Source organism: Acinetobacter tandoii DSM 14970 = CIP 107469, assembly GCF_000400735.1.
Lineage (GTDB): Bacteria > Pseudomonadota > Gammaproteobacteria > Pseudomonadales > Moraxellaceae > Acinetobacter > Acinetobacter tandoii.
Map to the genome: position 1 here is coordinate 1 of NZ_KE007369.1, position 1,753 is coordinate 1,753.

Below are 1,753 nucleotides of genomic sequence, written 5' to 3' on the forward strand. Positions count from 1 at the left end.
CCTACCAATATGACTACGTTTACCTACCATAAATCTTCATAATATTTTTTGTAGATTTAACTACGTTTACCTTGCATAAATCTACATAATTATTAATATAGACTTATATTCATAAATAATAATGTAGATAAATAAGATGCGGGATTTAGTTGTTAAAGATAATGCTCTAATAAATGCTAGCTATAATTTGGATTTAGTAGAACAACGTTTAATCCTATTGGCCATTGTCGAGGCAAGAGGTAGTGGCAGAGGTATCAATGCAAATGACCCATTAGAGGTTCATGCAGAGAGTTATGTAAACCAGTTTAATGTTGCACGACAAACAGCTTATCAAGCCCTCAAAGATGCGTGTAAAGACTTATTCGCACGCCAATTTAGCTATCAAGAAGTAAATAAAAGAGGAAATATTGAGAATGTCCTAAGTCGCTGGGTCAGTGAAATTAGATACATTGATGATGAAGCAACAGTAAAATTAATATTTGCACCTGCAATCGTGCCTCTTATTACACGTTTAGAAGAACAATTCACAAAATATGAGCTACAGCAGATTAGCGATCTTAGTAGTGCTTACGCTGTACGTTTATACGAATTATTGATTGCCTGGCGTAGTACTGGCCAAACACCTGTTATTGAACTAGCAGAGTTCAGGCAGAAGATAGGTGTTCTCGATGATGAATACACTAGAATGGGAAACTTCAAGGATCGAGTGTTAAACCTAGCTATTGCCCAAGTTAATGAGCACACAGACATTAACGTTAAATGTGAGCAACATAAAAAAGGCCGTAACATTTCAGGATTCTCTTTCACATTTAAGCAAAAGAAAGTGCTCACCTCTAAAAGTTCAACTTCACTTGAACTTTTCTCAAAAATGACCGATGCACAACGTCACCTTTTTGCTAATAAACTTTCTGAACTTCCAGACATGAATAAATATTCTCAAGGTACAGAAAGCTATACACAATTTGCAGTTCGAATTGCTGAAATGCTACAACACAAAGAGAGATTTGAAGAACTTCTGCCATATCTTAGAAAGGTAGGATTTAACACAAAATAAACTTCATGTTCAGGTAGGATGTTCATCTAAACATCCTTGTACATGCACTGAGGGATTACATTGAACACAACAAAATTCAGCGTTATGGACGCGAGTAAAGCTTTTAAAAAGTCACGAACAACAATATACGAAGCTATAAAAACTGGTGAATTATCAAGGGATCATGATGGACTCATAGATTTATCTGAACTTATCAGAGTTTATGGAAATCCTATCGGTGTTCAGTCCAGTACACGTACTGAACACGCCCATAAGGATGTACACGTACATGTTCAATCTGAGATTGAACATGTATTGAAAGATCAGATTTCTCTACTCAAAAATCAGTTAGATCTAGCCAACCAAAGAGAAAAGTCTTTGATGCAGCATATAGAAGATTTGACCCACAGAATTGAGTTTAAAGGTCAGCTTGAACAATCAAAGACAGAGCTAGATGAACGTAAAGTTACTACTCATTCTGAAATGACAGGAAATTCTCGACCAGAACCAGAGCCGAAACATGACGGATTGACTACTCCGGTCGAAGCAGAAAATAAGCGGATTCCAGTACCGGAGCACATTGAACAGGAACCGGAAAAAAGGGGCTTTTGGAGCCGTTTTTTTAGACCCTATGATTAACCACGATTGTTTAACTGATATGAACAAAGTTGTGGAACATTGATCAAATAATAGGCGTGGAACGTGAAAAATCATAAAAAA

At 36.4% G+C, this 1,753-nt stretch carries 2 protein-coding genes; both read left to right on the forward strand.

The genetic code is table 11. The features are described from left to right. Window positions 1-136: 136 nt before the first annotated feature. Entirely contained in the window at window positions 137-1,054 is a 918-nt protein-coding gene (repM, locus tag I593_RS15595) for a replication initiation protein RepM (protein ID WP_016168538.1), read from the forward strand. 60 nt (window positions 1,055-1,114) lie between these two features. Further along, window positions 1,115-1,672, forward strand: a complete 558-nt coding sequence (locus tag I593_RS15600) for a plasmid replication DNA-binding protein (RefSeq protein WP_228130586.1) — start codon at window positions 1,115-1,117, stop codon at window positions 1,670-1,672. Window positions 1,673-1,753: the final 81 nt, after the last annotated feature.